The following is a 14,852-nucleotide window of genomic DNA, read 5'->3' on the forward strand; positions in this document are numbered from 1 at the left end:
TCGACTTCGACACAAGTCGAGGATGCCTCGACTTGTCGGCCGGGCGCAAGGGCCCGGCCCGGAAAGGGAGTTGCCGTGACCGGAGCCGCCCCCCGCCGCCCGCGCGCCGACGCGCTGCGCAACCGCGAACGGCTGCTCGCCGAGGCCGACGCGGTCTTCCGCGACCAGGGCACCGACGCCTCGCTGGAGGGCGTCGCCCGCCGGGCCGGGGTCGCGATCGGCACCCTGTACGGCCACTTCCCGACCCGGACCGCCCTGATCGCCGCCCTGCTGGACGCCCGCAACCGGGAGCTGTTCGCGCACGGCGACGCCCTCGCCCAACACCCCGACCCGGCCCGGGCGTTGGCCGACTGGGTCCGCGCCGTCGTCCGGCACGCCGCCGCCTACCAGGGCCTGGCCGCCGCGCTGGCCGCCCGGGCCGACGAACTCCAGGACTCCTGCCACCGGTTGACGGCGATCAGCGAACGCCTGGTCGACCGGGCCCGCGCCGCGGGCGCCCTGCGCGGCGACACCACCGGCGCCGACGTGTTCACCCTGATGAACGCCGCCGCCTGGGCCCGCGCGCACGACACCCCCGCCCAGGCCGACCGGCTGCTCGACCTCGCGCTGGCCGGGATGATCGCCGGATGAGCGGGGAGGCCGGGGGCCGCGGCGTGGAGGTGCGCTGCGGGCGGAACGGGGCGGTCGGCGTCCTGCTGAACGACCGTCAGGAGGAGGACAGCGTGGTGCGGTTCGCGGTGCAGCTGCGGGCCCCCGGCCTGGCGGCCCGGCTGACCGAGGCGGTCGACCTGGCGCCGGACGTCGGGCTCGCGGGCTTCCTGGCCGCCCTGGCCGCGGACTTCCGGGGCTGGGAGGGCGAACGGGAGTGGCGCAACGCCGACGGCGACCTGGCGCTCCGCGCGGTGTTCCGCTCCGGCGGCCACGTCGGCCTGGCCTGGGCGCTGCGGCCCTGGCGCGCCGCCGACGGCGGTTGGCGGGCCGAGGCGACCACCTGGCTGGAGGCCGGGGAGCAACTCGCCGCCCTGGCCGCCGAGGTGGCGGCGTTCCTGGACGGCGGGGAGCGAGGGTGAACGGCTGGGTGGAGCTCGGACGGTGCGAGGCGGGGGAGGGGCGGCCGCCGGTGGCCGAGACCGTGGCGGGGTGGCTCCGGGAGCGGGGGATCGACGCGGCGGGCGTGACGGCCGATGACGTGCTGGTCCAGCCGCTGTGCGGGCGGGAGGCGGACGGGCGCCGGTCGCGGGAGTGCCGGGTGCTGGTGCGCCGGACCGTGCTGGGGGCGGGGGAGTAGGGGTGGAACGGCGCGGGTCGGCACCGTCCACGTTCCGTCGGCCGCACGGTCCACCTCCCGGTCGTGCAGCCGCCGCGGCGCCTGCACCGGACGGAGGTGGAGCACCTCGACGGGACTTGCGGCGGGCGGTGGGCGCCGTTCGGGCCGGGCGCGCGGCGCCGCGTCGTACGAGAGGGGTCGGCGGCCTCGGCGCCCGTCAGCCGTTTCCCCGCACGACCGGCCGGGCGGGCCCCCGGGAGGACCGGCGCCGAGGCGCCGTCGAAGCCACGAGCCGGTGGTACGCGGTCGCCAGGGACTGCGCCATCGCCGGTGCGGAGAAGCGGCTCGCCACGCTCCGGCGGCCCGCTTCCGCGACGCGGGCGAGTGCGTCGTCGGGGAGGCCGACCAGCTCGGTCAGCCGCTGCGCGAGGGCGGGGACGGAGTCCGTGGCCAGCAGGAACCCGTTGACGCCGTCGCGGACGTAGTGGGGGACGCCCCCGCGCTGCGGGCCGGCCACGGGGAGGCCGGAGTCCATCGCCTCCAGCACGGCCAGGCCGAACTCCTCCTTCGCGCTGGGACACACGTACAGCACGCGGCCCGTCCGGTCGCCGGAGGCCAGGGCCCTTTCGAGGACCCGGACCTCGTGGTTGGGCAGGGCGGGCCACAGGGCGATGCGCCGGCGCGCTTCCGGGTGGCCGGAGAGGAGTTTGGCGATCCTGGCCCGCATCTCCTCCTCGACGGGTGTGGCCGTGCCGGTGGCCGACCCGCCGATCAGGAGCATCGTCGTCGACCGGTGCAGGCCCGCTTCGAGCCAGGCCTCCACCAGCCGGTCCTGCTGCTTGACCGGGTGCAGGCGGCCGACGTTGAGGATCAGGCGCAGGCCGCGTGCGGCGGTGTCGACGCCGTCGGGGCGGGCACCGTCCCGGAAGAGCCGGTCCACGAGGGCGACGGCGACCTGCTCGTCGTCCGCGCGCGGGGCGAACGCCGGGATCCCCTCCGGGGCGGAGGCGGTGCGTCGGGTGCGCGCCGCGGTGCCCAACTGCGGGAAGTGCGCGGACAGGTCGTCGGCGCCGGTGCGTCCGGGGATGGTGACCAGCAGGTCGGAGCGGGCGACGAGGCGGTCACCGACGAAGATCCGGTGCAGGTCCAGGCGCAGGGCCGCCGCCGGTTCGCTCCGCGAGGTCCGCGGCACGCCCCGGTGCCGTTCGGCCATGGTGCGGTGCGGATCGGGGGCGACGGTGAACACGAAGCGGGAGCCGCACCGTCGCGCGGCGTCGGCCACGGCCAGCGAGCAGTCGTCCGCGAAGCGGGCGTGCACCACGTCCGGAGCGGCCCCGGGAAGCCCCAGGAGGCGGGCGGTCCACCAGGCGACGGCGGGACGCAGGTACAGCGCCGCGGCCGGGTCGACCTGCCCGTCGCCGGGCACCGGAACGTGCAGCGCCCAGTGACCGGAGCCGATCCGTTCGACCAGCGGACGGCCGCGGCGCAGCCGCGAGGGGTCGGCCAGGACGACGGTGAGGACCCGGGCCACCTCCCGGGTCGCCGCCATGGCGTCACCGACCCCGGCGAGCAGCACGCCCGTTCCTCCGCTGAGGCCGACACCGGGCTCGCCCAGCCGTCCCGTCGTCATCGACTGGGCCACGACCAGCCCGGTGGCGGGCCGGGCGGGCAGGCCCCGGACGGTCCGGCGGAAACCGGTGCCCGGCAGCGCGCCCGGCTGCGCCCGGTCCCAGGCCGCCGACAGCAGCAGCGACTCGTACGGATCCGAGGTGAAGGGCCGTCCTGGCAGTACGTCGCGGCCCCCCGGGACACCGGAGAGGTAGCGCAGGGCCGCGTGCCGCTCCCACCGGTCCCCGCTGCGTGCGCGGGGGGCGCACTCGGCGGCGGTGAGCGGCAGCAGGCCGTGCGCCTCGGCCAGGTCCAGCAGGCAGGCGGCCTCCGTCCCGGTGACGGGCAGCAGCAGCCTGCTCCGCAAGGCCGCGCCCGCACGGTCCCGGTGCCCCGCGGTGACGGTGACCGCCCACGCCTCGGCGAGGGCGCTGCGCAGCATCGGACCGCCACGGGCCGCGGTCACCAGCGCAAAGGGATCCCGCGGGGCGTCGGCACGCGCCGCCCTGCGCAACTGCGCGGTCCGGTGGTCCTCCGGAGCGAGTGCGTGCGCCCCGCGGCGCTCCGCGCCGTAGCCGTACTCGGCCCGGGCCAGCAGGGACAGCAGGTCGTCGCCCCCGGGCGCGGGCGAGGCGGGGGCCCACCAGTGGCGGCGCCACCGAGCCACCGCGTCGGGGACCGCAGGGGCCGCTGCGGTGGTGTCGTCGCCCGGAGCGGAGGTGTCGCGCGGCATCGGGGAGAGCCCTTCGTCGGTGGCGCTGCCGGGCGTGTTTCGGAGCGGGGGCCCCGACCGGATCGATCGGCCGGGCGTCGCGCGGACGGGCGCCGCGTGGCCCACCATCGAGGGGAGCCGCCACTCGCTCCCGGCCGTCACCGGCGACGGCCGGGAGCGGGTCGTCAACGGAGGATCCCGTGCCCCGAGTCGTCGTCATCAGCCCGCCCTTCCGCTCGCACGCCGCGCCCCTGGCCGTCCTGGGCGCCGCGCTGCGCGACACCGGGGCCGACGTCACGCTGGCCTGCGCACCGGCCTTCGCCGGCCTGGCCGAGGAGCACGGTCTCGACTTCGCCGAACTCACCGTCACCCGCAACGCCAACCACGGCGTCGCCGAGCGGACGGAGCAGGCGGACGACGAGGCCCGGCGGCTCCGGGAGTTCCTGGACGCCACGCGCGACGGCGCCGTCGCGACGCTGCTCACCCAGGCGCGCCACCGGCGGGACGACATGCTCGCCGACCCCGACCGGATCCTGGCGGAGGTCCGCGGCCTCGACCGGAAGCTACGTCCCGACTGGTACCTGGTGGACCAGCTGAGCTACCCCGTCACCCTGGCCGCGCACTGCCTGGACCTGCCCTACGCCACGTTCTGCCCCGGCCACCCCAGCTACCTCCCCGCCGGCCCGGAGGCGTTCTTCGGCCTGCCCCACGCCTGGCCCGAGGCGGTACGCCCCGAGCCGGACGCCCTCGCGCGACTGCGGGACGCGGTGGCCGCGAACGACGCGGCCTTCACCGAGGCCTTCCAGCGCGTGGCCGGGCGCCACGCGCCCGGGCGGCCCCGGCCCGAGCGGGCCTTCGCCCTGTGCTCGCCGCACGCCCTGGTGTTCAACTACCCGCCCCTGCCGTGGCTCCCACCCGCCCCGCCCGGCCCGGTGCCCGTCTACGCCGGGCACTGCACGCCGCGTCCGGTCGGGCTCGACGCGCACTGGCGGGCCGTCGTCGCCCGCCTGACCGCAGGCGGACGCCCGCTGGTCCTGGTCGCCTTCGGCACCTTCCTGTCGGCCCGCCACGACGTCCTGCGCACGGTCGCGCGGGCCGCGCTCGACCGCACGGACGCCTCGGTGATCGTCGCGGCGGGCGGCCGCACCGAGGAGCTCGCGCACGATCCGCAGCTGGCCGCGGCACCGCCGGAACGCCTGCACGTCGCCGCGTCCGTCCCCCAGCAGGCGCTCCTGGCGCACACCGCCGTGATGGTCCACCACGGCGGCAACAACTCCTTCACGGAGTGCCTGGTGGCAGGCGTCCCGGCGCTCGTCCTGCCCTTCTCCAGCGACCAGTTCGCCATCGCCCACGACCTCGAACGCGCGGGCCTCGGCCTCGCGCGCGACCCGAACACCCTCGACGCCGCGACCGCGGGCGCGGCCCTGCGGGACCTGCTGACGACCGGCGGGCCCGGCACCGGAGCCTGGCGCGCCGAGGCCCTGGCCGCGGGCCCGCACCACGCGGCCGACCGGCTCGTCCGCGCCATGCGGAACGCTCCCCGCGCCTTCGCGGCGTCGTAGCCCTGCCGCGCGCACCACGGGTGCGCAATCGATGCGACTCCCGGTCGGGGCGCGGGCGTGTGCACGCTGGTCAGCGGGGGCCCGACGGAACGAGGAGTGAGCGCCATGGCGATCGTTCGCAAGCTGCACGAGGCCGGTGTCACCAGTGAGCACGCCTACGCGGCCGCGCTCGGCTCGGTGGGGCTGTCCCTGCTGAGCTGGGTGGTGTCGATGAAGGCCGAGCAGGCGGGCGTCGAACGGGCCGACCGGTGGGGCATCTTCGTCGGCGAGTGGGCGCCGACCTTCTTCGGCCTCGGCCTGGCCCTCGCGCAGTACGAGGACCGGGACTGACCGGCGGGCGGTGAGGGGCCGGGATGCGGCCCGGGTCCGGTGCGCGGGGCACCGGACCCGGGCCCGTCCTACTGGTCCAGGTAGCGGCGGTACGCGGCCGCCACGTTCTCCAGGTACCGCCGGGCGCCCGCCCGCTCGGTGTCGTCCAGGTCCGCCGAGGCGTCGAGGAGCAGCCCGAGGAGCGGGGCGAGCTCGCCCATGACGTGCTCGAAGCCGCTCTCCGTGACGTCCAGGACCTGGCGGCGGCGGTCGCCGGGGTGGGGGCTGCGGGTCAGGTGGCCCTCCGACACCAGCCGGTTCACCGACTGCGTCGCGGCGGCGCTGGTCACCCCCAGCCGCCGGGAGAGCTCCACCGGCCCGATGGGGGCACCGGCGCCCCTGGCGATGACCACGTGCTCGACCGCCTCGACGTTGGTCAGCGGCATGTGCAGGCGCTCGGCGAGCGCGGCGCGCGCCAGTTGAGTGAGCGTCAGCACCTCCCGCAGCGCTTCCGAGAGCTCGTCGCCCCTCGGTGCGCCGCTCGGTTCGCCGCCGGGTCGATCGGCCCCGTCGGGTCGGCCATCCGAGTCGGGACCGGCTCCGAAGGAGTGGTGTTGCGCCATGGGGGCAATTCTGACACGGTAGAAATCGCTAAGCTACTTAACGACTTTAGAGGGTGCGTTCCGTGTCCCCACACATGGCCGGCCGTACGAGCCGGTCCGTCCCGCACACCGCTCGCACCACGGGGCCGCGGCGGCCCCGGACCGTCGCGTGGCTCGTCCTGCTGCTCACCGTCCTCGGCCTCGGCGCCGTCTTCGCCCTGGGGCCCTCGGACGCCACCACCACGGAGGCCACCGGCGCCTCGCTGCCGGCCTCCTCGCAGTCCGCGAAGGTCGCCGAGATCGTCAAGTCGTTCCCCGCCGGAGCCGTCGCCCCCGCGATCGTGGTCTTCAGCAACACCGACGGGAGCCCGCTCACCGCCGCGCAGCAGGAACTCGTCTCCCAGCGGTCGGCGTCGCTCGCCACCCTCGGCCTGGCGCCCGAGGTCGCCCGCCCGCAGGTGGTCGAGGACAAGGTGGCCACCGTGGCGGTCCTGCTGCCCACCGGCGCGGGCGACGACGAGAACACCACCGCCGTCGACCGCATCCGCCAGACCGCGTCCGCGGACCTCGCCGCGCCCCTCCAGGCCCAGGTGACCGGCGGGCCCGCCTTCCGCGCCGACGTGACCAAGGTCTTCGCGGGCGCCGACAGCACCCTCCTGATCGCCACCGCCTCGGTCGTCGCGGTGCTCCTGCTGGTCACCTACCGCAGCCCCGTCCTCTGGCTGGTGCCGCTGGTCGTCGTCGGCGTCGGCGACCGCACGGCCGGCATCCTGGTCGGCGCCCTCGCCCCGCACGTCGGCGTCGAGGTCGACGCCTCCGCCGCGGGGATCCTCTCCGTGCTCGTGTTCGGCGCCGGCACGGACTACGCGCTGCTGCTCGTCTCCCGCTACCGCGACGAACTCCACCTCACCGAGGACCGGTTCACGGCCATGGCACGGGCCTGGCGCGGCACCGCCCCCGCCGTCCTGGCCAGCGGCACCACCGTCGTGCTCAGCCTCCTCACGCTGCTCGCGGCCGAACTCACCGGCAACCGCGGGCTCGGCTTCGCCGGCGCCGTCGGCATCCTGACCGCCATGCTGTTCGGCCTGCTCGTCCTGCCCGCCGCCCTCGTCCTGCCCGGCCGGTGGCTGTTCTGGCCACTGGTCCCCAAGGTCGGCGACCCGGTGGCCGCGGACCGGCGCGGCGTCTGGTCGCGCATCGGCCAAGGCGTCGCCAAGCGGCCCGCCCAGGTCGCCGTCGCCGGGACCGCCGTCCTGCTGGTCCTCGCCTCCGGAGCACTCGGCCTCCGGACGGGCCTCCCGCAGGAGGACTCGTTCCGGAAGACCCCCGAAGCCGTGCTCGGACAGCGCACCCTCGCCGCGGTCCAGCCCGCGGGCGCCGTCGACCCCCTGACCCTGCTCTCCGGTACGGCCACGGGCGACCGGGTGGCCGAGGCCGCCCGCCAGGTCCCCGGCGTCTCCTCCGTCACCCCGGGCGGCGGCACCGACCGCTGGGCGCGCGCCGAGGTGGTCCTCGACTCCGCCCCCGGGACCGCCGCCTCCGACCGCACCATCGACCAGCTGCGCCAGCGCGTCGCCCAGGCCGACTCCGGCGCCCTCGTCGGAGGCACCACCGCGGAGGCGTACGACACCGCGCGCGCCAACGCCCACGACACCCGCGTCGTCGTCCCCCTCGTCCTCGCGATCGTCCTCGTCGTCCTGATCGCCCTGCTGCGCGCGCTCGTGGCGCCGCTCCTGCTGGTCGCGACCGTGATCCTCTCCTACTTCGCCGCCCTGGGCGCGAGTTGGACGGTCTTCCGCACGTTCTACGACTTCCCCGCCACGGACACCAACGTCCCCCTGCTGTCGTTCCTCTTCCTCGTCGCGCTCGGCGTCGACTACAACATCTTCCTGATCGCCCGCACCCGCGAGGACACCGTCGCCGGCCACGACACCCGCCGCGCCGTCCTGCGCGCCCTCGCCTCGACCGGAGGCGTCATCACCAGCGCGGGCATCCTGCTCGCCGCGGTCTTCGCCGTCCTCGGCGTCCTGCCCCTCATCACGCTCACCCAGATCGGCATCATCGTCGGCATCGGCGTCCTGCTCGACACCCTCCTGGTGCGCACCGTCCTCGTCCCGGCCCTGGTCCTGCTCACCGGGCGGCGCTTCTGGTGGCCGGGGCGGCCCGAGACCGCAGGGGGCCGTCAGCAGGCGCGCCTCCCGGAGTAGCGGACGTCGAGCGCCGCCGCCCGGCTCAGCCCAGCCCGGGGTCGCGGGCCAGCAGCGCCGCCTGGACCCGGTTGGTGACCCCCAGGGCGGTGAGGATGCGGCTGACGTGCGCCTTCACGGTGCTCTCCCGCATGCCGAGGGCGGCGGCGATCTCGGCGTTGGCGTCGCCGCGGGCGAGCCGGGACAGCACGTCGTGCTCGCGCGGGGTCAGGGCCTCGATCCGGGTGCGTGCGGCGGCCGCGCCGGGGCCGCCGGTGTGGTGGTAGCGGTCGATCACGCGCCGGGCGGCGGCCGGGTGCAGCATGGCGGACCCGGCGGCGACCAGGTGGACCGCCCGGAGGATCTCGGCGGGGTCGGTGTCCTTGAGCAGGAAGCCGTCGGCCCCGGCGGCCAGCGCGTCGTACACGTACTCGTCGAGGTCGAAGGTGGTCAGCGTGATCACCCTCGGCGGGTGCGGGAGGGCGCGCAGGCGGGCGGTCGCGGCAATGCCGTCCAGCCGGGGCATCCGCACGTCGACCAGGGCGACGTCGATCCGGTGCGCGGTGGCGAGCTCGACCGCCTGGAGGCCGTCGGCGGCCTGGGCGACCAGCTCGATGCCGTCGTCGCCGTCCAGCAGGTCGGCCAGCCCGAGGCGGACGAGGGCGTCGTCGTCGACGATCATGGTGCGGATCACGGGCGGGGACCGCCGTTCTGCTCGGGGTGCGAGGGATACGAGGGGTGGGGGAGGCGGGCCGCGAGCCGCCAGGAGCCGCTGCCGTTCGGCCCCGCGTCCAGGTGGCCGCCCAAGGCGTGCACCCGCTCGCCGAGGCCCACCAGGCCGAAGCCGGAGGCGGGCGCGGAGAGGTCCGTACCCGGGGCGGGGCGGCCCGGGCCGTTCACCAGCTCCACCACGGTGGCGGGCGGTCCGTAGTCGAGGCGCAGTCGCACCGGCGCTCCGGCCGCGTGCTTGCGCGCGTTCGTCAGCCCCTCCTGGACGATCCGGTAGAGCGCCAGCCGGTGGGCGGCCGGAGCCCGCTGCGGGTCGCCCGCGACGCTGACCTCGACCGGTTGTCCGGCCTCCCGGGCCTGCTCGACCAGCTCGTGCACGTCGCGCAGGACCGGGGTCCTGGCGCCCCCGCCCTCCTCGTCACCGGTGCCGTCGTGCAGGGCGCCCAGCACGTCGCGCAGGTCGGTCAGCGCCTCCGTGGCGGTGGTGCGCAGCAGCGCCAGGCGGTCGGCGACCGGCTCCGGCACGCTCCCGGTGCGGGCGGCCAGCACCCCGGCGTGCAGGGCGATCAGGCTGAGCCGATGCGCGAGGACGTCGTGCATCTCGGCGGCGATCCGGGACCGCTCGGCCGCCCGGGCCGCCGCCTCGCGCAGCTCGCGCTCCACCCGCAGGTGCTCCACCTCGGTGTGCAGCGAGGCCACCAGCCGCCGCCGGTTGCCCTGCCACAGGCCGCCCACCAGCGCCAGCAGCAGGAACAGCGCCGCGCCGTACGCCTGCGGCCGCCACAGCGACACCGCCGCCGGGGCGGCGGCGTTCGCCGCCAGCACCACCAGGCAGCAGGCCACCGCCTCCCGCCCCCGGCGCCGGGACGCCAGGTCGAACAGTGCCACCAGCAGCAGCGGCAGCATCGTCCAGCCCCACAGGCCGGTCGCCACCACGGTCAGGACGGGCGCGAGGAACCAGGGCGAGCGCGGCACGAGCAGGGCCGCCCCGCACAGCACCGCCAGGACGGTCCGGGCCGTCGCGTAGTCCCCGCCCGCGACCGCCGCGCCGTTCTGCACGGCGCCGGCCGTCAGCAGGACGACCAGGCCGCGGCGTCCGTACGTCGCCCAGGGCCGGGTCCGCTCTCCGCTCATGCTGCCGATGGTAGGCACCGGCCCCGGGCGGGGCCCTCCGCCGCCGGTCGTGGGCGCCCCCCTACTTTCGTCGGTGGAGGGGGTCGCAGATCGGCCGACCCATGGCCGAAGGGGCATCCATAGCGTCAAAGCCATGGACCAATGGACGACTTCCCGTGATCGTGTCCTCGCGCAGCGCCGCGCCGAGGGCTGGACGTTCCTGCTGGAGGCGGTGCGCGACCTCCACGCCACCGGGGCGGTCGCCCCCAGCAGCAGGGCCCTGGCCCGCGCCCTGTGCGCACCGCTGGACACCGCGCCCGGCGGCCCGCTCGACGTGCTGGAGGCCGGGGCCGGGACGGGCGCCGTCACCCGGGAGCTGATCGCCCGGCTCCCGGCGCGCAGCCGACTGGACGTGGCGGAGTCCAACCCCCGCTTCGTCCCCGCTCTGCGCCGGCTAGCGGACACCGGCACGGCACTGGAGGTACGGGTCCATCCGGGCCGGGTCGAGGAACTGGACACCGGACGCCGCTACGACCTGATCGTCTCCGGCCTGCCGTTCGCGAACTTCACGCCGCTCCAGGTGGAGGCGATCATGGACGGCTACCTGGAACGCCTCCGCCCCGGCGGCGTCCTCACCTACTTCGCCTACCGCGGCACCCGGCGCGTCCGCGCCCTGACCGGCCCCGCCCGCCCGGCCCGTCGGCACCGGGCCGTGGAGGAGGTGCTGCGCGCCTACCGCCGCGACCACGCCGCCGTCTCCAGGACGGTGTGGGCCAACCTGCCCCCGGCCAGGGTCTGGCAACTGCGCGTCCCGCCCCGGCCGCCCGTCCCCGCGGAGCCCCGCCGGGCCCGGGCCGGGGCGGACGGGTGACCGGGCCGGCCGAGGTGCTCGGCCTGCTCCCCGCCGGCGGCGCCTACGCCCTGGTGGCGGCGGTGGTCCTCGGCGAATCCGTGCTGGTGGTCGGAGCGTTCGTGCCGACGTTCACCGTGCTGCTCACCGCGGGCGCCCTCGCCCGCGCCGGGTGCCTCGACCTGCCGCTGCTGACCGCGACCGCGGCGGGCGCCGCCGCCCTCGCCGACTTCCTGGCGCACCGGACCGGCCGGGCCCTGGGACCGCGCCTGCGCACCTGCCGACCGGCCCGGCGGCTGCCCGCCGCGGCCTGGGAACGGGTGGAGAAGCTGCTCTCCCGCCACGGCGGCCGGGCCGTGTTCGCCGCCCGGTTCCTCCCGGTGGCCCGGACGCTCGCCCCGCACCTCGTCGGCGCTGCCGGGACGCCCTACCGCCGGATCGCGCCGTTCGGCCTCGGGGCGGCCCTCCTGTGGGCCACCGCCGAGACCGGCGCGGGCTACCTCGCCCTCGCGACCTGGCGGCCCGGAGCCGCGCCCGTCACCGGTGCCGTGATCGTGGTCGTCGCCGCCGTCGCCGTCCGGGCCCGACGGCGACGGCGGACGGTGCGAGGACGCAGCGGCGGAACACGGGGTGGTGGTGACGGCGGGGCTGTCCGCCGTGTCGCCAACGGTGTCCCGGAGTCATCGCTCGAAGGCGGGCGGAACCGGGTGGTTCGGGCGTGGTCGGGCACCGGAGGAGCGCAGGCGGGCCAGTCGCGGTCGTGTGCCCGCGGAGCTGGTGGAGGACCTGCTCGGGCCGTGGGGGAGCGCCGTCCGGTTCCGGGAGGACGAGCCCCTCGAGTCGCCCCCGACGTTCTGGCGGCCGTTGCCGCACCCCGTTCGTGCGGGGGCGCCACGGACTCCGAGATCCACGAGGACCGGCAGCAGCGGGCGGGGCGGAGGCCGCAGATCACCGGGACGGCTTCGCTCCTCCCGGTCCACCACGCTGCCGAGCAGGCCCCGCGCGTCCTGCGGCCCGGCGCCGCCGTCGGTCTGCCGTAGCCGCCCGCGGGCCCGTGTGGGCCGCGGCGGACCGGGCACACGCTGCGCAGTACTTCCCCTCCTGTCCGTCACGGGGTTCACTGGATCCGCCATGGCCGCACCCGGAAACACCGCCCACCACCGTCACCTGGACTTCCGTCCGGGCGGGCGCACCGGCCTGGGCACGGACTTCCTGCGCCGTGCCCTCGCGGACTGGTCCGTCGACCCGGTGGCCGGCGCCGATGTGCTCCTGGTCGGAGCCGAGCTCCTGTCCAACGCCGCCCGGCACGCGGACGGCCTGCGGCGCCTGGACCTGGACCTGGAAGCCGGGGTGCTGCGGGTGGCGGTCACCGACTCCTCGCCCGGCCTGCCCCGGGCCAGGCCGGACCCGCCCGGGGCGAGCGGCGGCTACGGCCTGGGCATCGTCGACCGGCTCGCCCTCGACTGGGGCAGCCTGCCTGCCGGGAACGGGAAGACCGTCTGGGCACGCCTGCCCGCCCCGCACGACGGATGAGCGGCGCCGCGCCCCCGGGGGGCGACGGCCTCCTCGACCGGACCCGACCCGGCACCGGGCGCGTTCGGCGGGCGCGCCCGAACGGGACGCGGTCCCGGTCGGCGGCGCCGTCGGCCCCTCCCGGGGGACTGCCGCCGGCGCCCGGCCGCACGGCGCAGCGAACGCCCCCGCTCCACCTCCTGCGTGTCGGCTCGGTGAAGAGTCCGGTACCGGTGCGGACGCGCCCGGCGCGTCGCCGTACGGTGGGGTACGGGGGTACGCCGACATGCAGAGAGGGACGCCTCCATCGACAGCGCATCGCAGAACCTGACCGTCACCACCGGCGACAACTGGGCCGGGCCGGTCCTCCTGTGCACCGGAGAGATCGACATCCACACCGCTCCCCGGCTGGAGCACCACCTGCGCCGCGCCCTCGCGATCCGTCCCGCACCGGCGGTCGTCCTGCTCGACCTGCAGGACGTCTTTTTCATGGACTCCAGCGGCCTCAACAGCCTGCTGACCGCTCGCCTGGAGGCCAACCGGCACGGCACCCTGCTCGCCCTGGCCCACCCCGGTCAGCAGGTGGCCCGGCTACTGCAGACGACCGGGACCGCCTCGCTGTTCCCCCTCAGCCCCCTGCCGCCCCGCCCGCAGCTACCACGCTGACCCGCGCCCCGCGCCGCGCGACCGGCGGCCGTCGCCGCGCGGGCGTGCTGGTGTCGGCGGCCGGTCGCGCGGCGGAGGGTCAGACGCTCTCGAACAGGAGTTGCGAACCGGCCGTGATCAGGCCCGGGACCTCGAACTCCAGCTCCACCAGGGTGCTGGCGCCGGGGGCCAGGACGTAGCGGCCGATCTCGCACCGCGGCACGGTGGGACGCACGTACAGGGTGCCGATCCGGGCCGGGCCGCCGTCCACCCGGACCGAGGCGGCGCCGTTCCAGGTGTCGCCCGGCACGTCGGTGGCGCCGGTGACGTTGGAGCCGAAGGTGAGCACTGCCGTGCGGCTCTGCGTCGAGGGGTTGGTCAGCCGGGCGCGCACGGCGTAGCGCATGCCGTAGTTGCCCCAGCTGCGCTGCGAGGAGTCGGACAGGGCGGCGGTGGCGGCCACCGTCTGGTCCAGCGCCGCGACCTGGCGCTGCGTGGTGTTGAGGGCCAGGCCCAGGTAGGCCCCCGCGGCGGGCACCGTGACGTCGAAGGTGCCGGTCTCCCAGCGGGAGGCGGCGTACACCCCGGCCTCGCGGCCGTAGGTGGTCGCGGTCTGGGAGGCGATGTTGCCGGGGGCGGCCTGCGCGTCGTTCTGGGTGTAGTTGACCGCGGTGGTGGTGCTGCCGTCGGTGGTGACCGCGGTGTACACGTACACGCCGCCCGAGGCGGTCACGTCCAGCAGGCCGTCGACGATCGAGGAGGTCATCGGGATCTTCGCGACCTCCACCACGGTGCGCGGCTGGACGGCGGTGGCGGCCAGGTAACTGCGGGTGGTCCCGGCCGCCCAGTCGTAGGAGGTGGCGTAGCAGGGGCCGGTGCCCGCCCGCTGGGCCGGGTCCTGGACCAGCGGCTTCTGGGCGTTGGTCCACACCGAGCCGGTGGCCTGGACGGTGACCGCGGTGCTGTTCGGGTTGGACACCAGGACGTGCAGGTAGGCCGTCGTGCCGGTGTTGTTCTGGTGGTACAGGTACACCGGGAAGGTGCCCGAGAGCGGGTGGGCCGAGCCGCCGCGGTTGGTGGTGGTGCGGGCGCACTGGGCGAGCCAGCCGGGGCCGGTGAAGGTCTCGGGGTTGTTGGAGACGAACATCTCCGCGCCGGTCGGGCCGCCGGGCAGCTGGAAGAGCTGGTCGCGCGGGACGGTCGGGCCGGGCGCGGACGGGGTGCCGACCGTCCAGGCGCCGACGTCGACGGAGGCGGCCAGCGCCTGGGCGCACCCGCAGGGGCCGTGGGCTGCTGACGAGTGGTCACTACCAGTCTTGGCGTGGGCCGGTGCGGCCGCGAGCGGGACGGCGGCCCCGGCGAGGAGGGCGGGGGCCAGGCCGAGCAGGGTCCGGCGGGTGGGGGAGGGGCGGTGGTTCACGTGTTTCTCCTCGTGAGAGTGGGGGATGCCCGGATCGCAGGCGTGCGGGGGCGGTCACGTGACGGACTCCGTGGCGGTCGACGACCGGCGCTTCGGAGCCATAGAGGTAGATACCAGAAGTGGCGGTGCGCCAGAAGTGGCTAGGACCGAATTGGCCGCCCCGTTGGATTGAATAGTGGCGCTATGTCCCTTTTGGTGGGGAAGACTTGGCGATTTGACCGGACGGAAGCCAACGGGGGGTTGACGCGAAGGGGGACCAGCTGCGAACTTTCTCGTCAAGTGGTCCGTACCACTTCCGGAACGATCCGGCCTCCTTCGCCTTTCCCCCGCCGTAGTA

General features: G+C 76.3%; 15 protein-coding genes. 10 read left to right on the forward strand and 5 right to left on the reverse strand.

Translation table 11 applies throughout. The features are described 5' to 3' along the window. Positions 1 to 75 precede the first annotated feature (75 nt). The 3 genes from QSK52_RS30725 to QSK52_RS30735 are packed head-to-tail and all read left to right on the forward strand — an operon-like array spanning position 76 to position 1,288. On the forward strand, positions 76 to 630 hold the full coding sequence (locus QSK52_RS30725) for a TetR/AcrR family transcriptional regulator (RefSeq protein WP_285739485.1): 555 nt from the start codon (positions 76 to 78) through the stop codon (positions 628 to 630). Then, a complete protein-coding gene (locus QSK52_RS30730; RefSeq protein ID WP_285739486.1) occupies positions 627 to 1,070 on the forward strand; it encodes a DUF6228 family protein in 444 nt (147 codons plus the stop codon). Before QSK52_RS30725 ends, QSK52_RS30730 begins: the two co-directional genes overlap by 4 nt. Further along, positions 1,067 to 1,288, forward strand: a complete 222-nt coding sequence (locus QSK52_RS30735) for a hypothetical protein (RefSeq protein WP_285739487.1) — start codon at positions 1,067 to 1,069, stop codon at positions 1,286 to 1,288. The genes QSK52_RS30730 and QSK52_RS30735 overlap by 4 nt, the downstream gene beginning before the upstream one ends. Before the next feature lie 196 nt (positions 1,289 to 1,484). Here the strand turns inward: QSK52_RS30735 and QSK52_RS30740 are convergent, their stop codons facing one another. Next, the gene (locus QSK52_RS30740) at positions 1,485 to 3,608 is read right to left on the reverse strand and encodes a glycosyltransferase family 4 protein (RefSeq protein ID WP_285739488.1); all 2,124 of its coding nucleotides are present in this window, start codon (positions 3,606 to 3,608) and stop codon (positions 1,485 to 1,487) included. Positions 3,609 to 3,787: 179 nt separating this feature from the next. Between QSK52_RS30740 and QSK52_RS30745 the strand changes: the two genes are divergently transcribed. Both QSK52_RS30745 and QSK52_RS30750 read left to right on the forward strand, forming a co-directional pair. After that, on the forward strand, positions 3,788 to 5,149 hold the full coding sequence (locus tag QSK52_RS30745) for a glycosyltransferase (protein WP_285739489.1): 1,362 nt from the start codon (positions 3,788 to 3,790) through the stop codon (positions 5,147 to 5,149). A gap of 105 nt (positions 5,150 to 5,254) precedes the next feature. Then, a complete protein-coding gene (locus QSK52_RS30750) occupies positions 5,255 to 5,479 on the forward strand; it encodes a hypothetical protein (protein ID WP_285739490.1) in 225 nt (74 codons plus the stop codon). 68 nt (positions 5,480 to 5,547) lie between these two features. Here the strand turns inward: QSK52_RS30750 and QSK52_RS30755 are convergent, their stop codons facing one another. Further along, complete coding sequence (locus tag QSK52_RS30755; protein WP_285739491.1) at positions 5,548 to 5,955, reverse strand: MarR family winged helix-turn-helix transcriptional regulator; 408 nt, start codon at positions 5,953 to 5,955, stop codon at positions 5,548 to 5,550. Between the two features lie 200 nt (positions 5,956 to 6,155). On the opposite strand from QSK52_RS30755, the gene QSK52_RS30760 reads away from it, so the two are divergent. After that, the gene (locus QSK52_RS30760; RefSeq protein ID WP_285739492.1) at positions 6,156 to 8,267 is read left to right on the forward strand and encodes an MMPL family transporter; all 2,112 of its coding nucleotides are present in this window, start codon (positions 6,156 to 6,158) and stop codon (positions 8,265 to 8,267) included. A 25-nt stretch (positions 8,268 to 8,292) separates the two neighbouring features. Here the strand turns inward: QSK52_RS30760 and QSK52_RS30765 are convergent, their stop codons facing one another. Continuing rightward, positions 8,293 to 8,940: a response regulator gene (locus QSK52_RS30765; protein WP_285739493.1), complete on the reverse strand. Its 648-nt coding sequence runs from the start codon at positions 8,938 to 8,940 to the stop codon at positions 8,293 to 8,295. Beyond that, complete coding sequence (locus QSK52_RS30770) at positions 8,937 to 10,109, reverse strand: sensor histidine kinase (protein ID WP_285739494.1); 1,173 nt, start codon at positions 10,107 to 10,109, stop codon at positions 8,937 to 8,939. The genes QSK52_RS30765 and QSK52_RS30770 overlap by 4 nt, the downstream gene beginning before the upstream one ends. Positions 10,110 to 10,242: 133 nt before the next feature. Between QSK52_RS30770 and QSK52_RS30775 the strand changes: the two genes are divergently transcribed. The 4 genes from QSK52_RS30775 to QSK52_RS30790 all read left to right on the forward strand — a co-directional run bounded on the left by QSK52_RS30775 (position 10,243) and on the right by QSK52_RS30790 (position 13,116). Continuing rightward, on the forward strand, positions 10,243 to 10,959 hold the full coding sequence (locus QSK52_RS30775) for a class I SAM-dependent methyltransferase (protein WP_285739495.1): 717 nt from the start codon (positions 10,243 to 10,245) through the stop codon (positions 10,957 to 10,959). Then, the gene (locus tag QSK52_RS30780; RefSeq protein ID WP_285739496.1) at positions 10,956 to 11,978 is read left to right on the forward strand and encodes a DedA family protein; all 1,023 of its coding nucleotides are present in this window, start codon (positions 10,956 to 10,958) and stop codon (positions 11,976 to 11,978) included. Before QSK52_RS30775 ends, QSK52_RS30780 begins: the two co-directional genes overlap by 4 nt. Before the next feature lie 91 nt (positions 11,979 to 12,069). Beyond that, a complete protein-coding gene (locus QSK52_RS30785; RefSeq protein WP_285739497.1) occupies positions 12,070 to 12,471 on the forward strand; it encodes an ATP-binding protein in 402 nt (133 codons plus the stop codon). Positions 12,472 to 12,777: 306 nt separating this feature from the next. Then, the gene (locus QSK52_RS30790) at positions 12,778 to 13,116 is read left to right on the forward strand and encodes an STAS domain-containing protein (RefSeq protein ID WP_285739564.1); all 339 of its coding nucleotides are present in this window, start codon (positions 12,778 to 12,780) and stop codon (positions 13,114 to 13,116) included. A 79-nt stretch (positions 13,117 to 13,195) separates the two neighbouring features. On the opposite strand, the gene QSK52_RS30795 is transcribed toward QSK52_RS30790, so the two are convergent. Further along, positions 13,196 to 14,515, reverse strand: coding sequence for a DUF3370 family protein (locus tag QSK52_RS30795; RefSeq protein ID WP_285739498.1), 1,320 nt, complete (start codon positions 14,513 to 14,515; stop codon positions 13,196 to 13,198). Positions 14,516 to 14,852 lie beyond the last annotated feature (337 nt).

It is taken from the genome of Kitasatospora phosalacinea, assembly GCF_030268885.1.
Taxonomy (GTDB): domain Bacteria; phylum Actinomycetota; class Actinomycetes; order Streptomycetales; family Streptomycetaceae; genus Kitasatospora; species Kitasatospora phosalacinea_C.

What these genes read in the sequence shown, in the direction of transcription:
- QSK52_RS30775 (WP_285739495.1), top strand. Translation starts at nt 10,243, where the DNA reads ATGGACCAATGGACGACTTCCCGTGATCGTGTCCTCGCGCAGCGCCGC.
- QSK52_RS30760 (WP_285739492.1), top strand. Translation starts at nt 6,156, where the DNA reads ATGGCCGGCCGTACGAGCCGGTCCGTCCCGCACACCGCTCGCACCACG.
- QSK52_RS30785 (WP_285739497.1), top strand. Translation starts at nt 12,070, where the DNA reads ATGGCCGCACCCGGAAACACCGCCCACCACCGTCACCTGGACTTCCGT.
- QSK52_RS30750 (WP_285739490.1), top strand. Translation starts at nt 5,255, where the DNA reads ATGGCGATCGTTCGCAAGCTGCACGAGGCCGGTGTCACCAGTGAGCAC.
- QSK52_RS30730 (WP_285739486.1), top strand. Translation starts at nt 627, where the DNA reads ATGAGCGGGGAGGCCGGGGGCCGCGGCGTGGAGGTGCGCTGCGGGCGG.
- QSK52_RS30770 (WP_285739494.1), bottom strand. Translation starts at nt 10,109, where the DNA reads ATGAGCGGAGAGCGGACCCGGCCCTGGGCGACGTACGGACGCCGCGGC.
- QSK52_RS30740 (WP_285739488.1), bottom strand. Translation starts at nt 3,608, where the DNA reads ATGCCGCGCGACACCTCCGCTCCGGGCGACGACACCACCGCAGCGGCC.